This is a genomic window from Waterburya sp., assembly GCF_058530065.1.
On the sequence record NZ_JBZNBU010000363.1, the window covers coordinates 1 to 3573 of the forward strand.

General features: G+C 37.6%; 1 protein-coding gene and 1 pseudogene. Both read right to left on the reverse strand.

Annotation, left to right across the window (positions count from 1 at the left end; translation table 11 throughout):
• Positions 1–69: 69 nt before the first annotated feature.
• The gene (locus AC33VI_RS21990) at positions 70–2025 is read right to left on the reverse strand and encodes a polyketide synthase dehydratase domain-containing protein (protein ID WP_491784405.1); all 1956 of its coding nucleotides are present in this window, start codon (positions 2023–2025) and stop codon (positions 70–72) included.
• 18 nt (positions 2026–2043) lie between these two features.
• Positions 2044–2703 (reverse strand): annotated as a pseudogene (locus AC33VI_RS21995) (SDR family NAD(P)-dependent oxidoreductase); the annotation flags it as partial.
• Positions 2704–3573: the final 870 nt, after the last annotated feature.

A 3573-nucleotide genomic window follows, 5' to 3' on the forward strand; every position in this document is an offset into this window, starting at 1 on the left:
AGTAAATATTAAAAACTTATGAATAAAACTATCGATAGTAGTTGACTAAAGATAAATTAGCTTAACTTGTCACCAATGATGTTTGGTCAACCATGCTTGAAACTCGTTAAACCATTGATTCTCTAAAGTATTTTCAGCAAATAAATTATCTTTAATTTTTACTGTTTCTAATACTCGGCTCAGTACGACGCGAGCTTCACTAACGCCTGTTTGCGATCTTCGTAATTCTACTTCTCTTTGGAGATTGAGATCGCCTGGATTGGGTAGAGTTTTTTCTGGTATTATGCCTAAATTGTTTAGTCGATGAAGAATCAATTCTTTACGTTCGAGATTACTTAATTTAGATAATTCTTGGGGGTAAATTGCCTTACCTAAATAATAATCTTGATGGGTATAGCCGTAAGGGAAATTTAAAGGCGATGATAGTGGTTCGACGGGCAAACCACCAGCAAACTTGACTGGAATAATTGGTATGTTTAAATTGATGGCAAAGTCAATAAATACCGCACTCATATCTTTAATTATTTCGCGACAGCTAAGGGAACGAGTACCTGCAACGTGAACTAACAAAGAATCACCTCGATCGCGAATTTTTTGCTCGATTTCATTTAACAAATCGAACATAGAAGAGCGATTTTGGCGATCAAAATAGAAATTAAATTCAATGTCTTTTACTTGAGGATAAGCGGATAGTTGTTGGTGTAATTCTCCCATCCAACTCGATTTATGTTCGATTTTAGCCACTGCATTAATAAAATTATTGGTTAATGCCGAAATTGTATAAATGAATAAATTGGATTCGATCGCCACTTGATGGTTGGCTAAATAGAGTCTCGGCTGTTGTTTTAAAGCTTTAAACTCCACAGGATCTTCCATGATAATTTGACCCACAAAGCGATCGTACAAACCTTGATATAGAGCTTCGGCAATAGGGTGTTCTATTCCTAGCTGTTTGCGCCAAAAATTTATTAATAAATCTTTGTTTATTCGTTTATTTTGTTGGAAAATTAATCTTTTATGTGCTGGAATAAATAAGCTATTAAGCTGTTTGTTAATTGTTACTTTAGCACCTGATACACGAATATAAATATTGCCTAATTTATCGCAAAAAACTAGATCTGCCGATAACTGGATCGCACTTCTATATCGCACCTTTAGAAAAATATAAAAAGTTTCTCCTGTAGGTATATTTTGATAATATTCCCCAGATTGACAAGCACAAGGTAAACTAGCTGCATCATCTAAATATCTCACCAATACTAAGATGGCTTGAAATTGAATATCTGCTGCGATCGCCTGAAAATTGGGACTATAGAATTGTCCTAATTCTTGATTTTCAACTTTGAGTAGTTTGCATTCTAGAATTAGCTGATTATCATCAATCTTTAATATTTTTTGGATGCCCTGAAATCTCTCTCCATGAAATAGAGTGTCATTTTCATAAGGAGATAAATTAATATTTGATTCTTCTTGAATACTCTCTAAATTATTAGAGGTTGGAGGCAATATTTTTTCTTTGATTAATTTAAGTTCTATCTGGTAGTTATAGCGAGTTGCTGAACCAGCTTTACTCCAAATTAAAGCCGAAAGTTCCAGATTATTATTTTTTTTATTAATTTCTTGAAAATCTAAAATATATTCATCTGCCAAAGATTCATCAAAAACAATTCCTTTTAACACCTTAAAATTTTGGTAAGAAAAAAACTTATATCCTGGATAAAGTTTCTCTGCTGCATCCACAAACCAAGCGATCGCAAAAGTAGCTGGTAACACGACATTATTGCCAATAATGTGGTCGTTTAAAATCGGATTGTCGGCTAAATTTAGCTTGCGCCGAAGACGATAGGACTTTAAATCTGCCGACAGGGAAGTAGTGGGATTTACTAGAGAACCACCAACTAAAATTTGTCCTGTTGCAGAATGTTTTCGAGTTATCCCATCAACAAATATTTTAGTCCCGACATCCACAGGAATCACTGTCACGCCTCGTCGATCGAACATTTCCTTTAGTTGTGGCGTTACCATACCACTGTCCCAAGGTCCCCAATTAAAAGAAACAACATTACAACGAGAATATTGACTCTTAAATTGATAAGCAAACTTGTTTAAAATTTCATTGGCGATCGCATAATCAGCCTGTCCGATATTACCATAAAATCCCGCAGCAGAAGAGAAGAGTATTAAATGCTTAAGTTGTTGGAGATCGACACAATTTAATAAGTTATTTAATCCCGTGATTTTAGTTGTATAAACTCATTCGAGATCTGCTTCTGTTTTATGTTCGATTAGTTTATCTGCCAGGACTCCCGCACCGTGAATGATTCCCGTTATTTGTCCTATTTCTTGAGTAATTGAAGTAAGTTTTTGCTTTAAATTACTATTAGTTAAATCCGCACTTAAATATACTGCCGTCGAACCATTTTGTTCTATCGCCTGTATGGTTTGAGCGATTTCTCTGCTAGCTAAAATACCTCTGACTAACCGATCTATTTCTTTGGGGGTGGGTTTTATTCCTCGCTCGCGTAAAACTGTAAATGCTTGTTGTTTTAATTCCGTTTCCTCAGCGTAACCATTAGCCCAATCTGGTTCTGGATTGAGTTGCGATCGCCCTAATAAAATAAACTTGCATCGATAGTGTTGACTGAGTTTGACGACACATTTGGCAGTAATCCCCTTACCCCCACCACTGACCAAAAACACCATATTAGGATCTATATCTGCCCTAACTAATTCTTGGGGATAATCTTCTCCTGCTAAAGTTATCCTACCCTGGGGCGATATTCCCACTTCCCTTAACAAAAGATTGGCATCAAAAAGTTCGGCAACGACTGCTTTTACTGCTGCTGTCGTATCCAGTTGAGGACTCAGATCGATATGACGGCAAAATACCGATTGCCATTCCCAATTCAAGGTTTTAGTTAGACCAGATAAACCCGCGATAATTGGTTCGAGATTATCCTTCCCCAGTCCCAACTTGCCATCTAGTTGAGATATGGTCACAAACCAACTGCGCCCTGTTTCGGCTGTTTTATTTAGGGAGGGTTTGAGATGTTTTGCCAGCAGAAACACCGTCTTGACAATAGCCTTAGCTGCAACTGGAGTTATTTTGGCAGGACTCAAATGAATCAAAGCGGCAATTTCTCCAAATCTGGCTATGACTTCCTTTAGCTGTTGCTGGAGATGTTCTTCCCCAGTGTCTAACAAGGTTAACGACTCTAGATCCGATTTGGTCGATCTTTCTCTCGCCACAATAGATTCGGGAAAATTAACCACAATAACTTTCCATCCCAATGCAGTGAGAGACTTTGCTAGGGCGACTGTAACCTCAGTACCATCGTTAGTTAGCAAACATACTTGTCCTGTCCTCCATTCACAGTCTAAAAAATCGCTGGGAGGCAAGGATTTTAACCCCACAATTCCCCGTTGGATGTTATCTGGTATTGATAACTGGGCAACCGATGGCTTATCTATAGAGTTTTTTTTTCAGTCGTAGGGGCGTTTCGCGAAACGCCCCTACGACTGTCTTCTATCACGCGATCGATAATCTGTCCTAAAGTTCGCAACTGTGCCAAC

Bases quoted from the DNA above. Each gene is read 5' to 3' on its own strand.
- AC33VI_RS21990 (WP_491784405.1), bottom strand. From the start codon at position 2,025: ATGGTAACGCCACAACTAAAGGAAATGTTCGATCGACGAGGCGTGACA.